The 830-nt window shown below is 62.2% G+C and carries 1 pseudogene; it reads right to left on the bottom strand.

The window, feature by feature from the left end:
• Positions 1-8 precede the first annotated feature (8 nt).
• A pseudogene (locus tag OKC30_RS21215) lies at positions 9-830 on the bottom strand (IS66-like element ISAs21 family transposase); the annotation flags it as partial.

The raw sequence follows: 830 nt of genomic DNA, 5'->3' as shown, positions 1-830 counted from the left end.
GTAACCGTTCACCGGGACGGTGTTGACAGCACCAACTCCTCCGGGAACGGGTAGTCGGTTTTCTCGATGCAGGACCTGACAACTGCCCTCAGCCACTCCTGCGGGCAGCGGCCCAATCGCTTGGCCGTCTCCACCAACGATAGGATACGCTGCCTGAACTGCTCGCCTCGATGCGACCAGACGCCATAGCTTCCCTTGCGCCACAGCACATAGCCACGCAGCGCCCGCTCCGCTTCATTGTTGGTCAGCGCTATCTCGTCGTTTTCCATAAAACGCCATAGCATCTCATCGTCCTTGAGCAGTAACTGGCAGCGCCCACGGTAGCGCTTGGAACACAGTACACTGCCCCGCTCCAGCTGCCTTCGCCAGCTTTGCCGACATCGCTGCAACCTTCGCTGGTACTGCTCCCGGCTTAAGCAGCCTTGTTCATAGCCATGCCGGGTTCTGAACACCGTGTCAGCCAGCAGTACCAGCCGGGCTCCGATAGGCTGGTTGACGGCGTCGCTACTCTCGGCAATCGCCGCCACGTTGCGCAGCACATGCGCCCAGCACAGTTGGCGCTGGGCGCTGTCGATGAAGCGGTATCCCGCATACTGGTCGGTCACCAGCACCCCATCAAGCTCACTGCCCAGCAACCGCTTCGCTGCCTCCTGACCGCGGCCAAACGCCGTCATGAAGCAGACCGCGACCTTGCTCAGGGCCAGCCACATCCAGCGTCGCTCACCGCCCCGCTGGTGCCGGGTTTCATCGGCATGGATGATGGCGGCAGACTGCACTTGCTGTTTGATGGCTTGGTGGGTCGGGGTGAGCATGGCGCTGACCCGGCCTTG

The organism is Aeromonas sp. QDB18, assembly GCF_027705325.1.
GTDB classification, from domain to species: domain Bacteria; phylum Pseudomonadota; class Gammaproteobacteria; order Enterobacterales; family Aeromonadaceae; genus Aeromonas; species Aeromonas caviae.
Note: the sequence above shows the minus strand (reverse complement) of the source record. Positions and strands in the feature narration are given on the sequence as shown.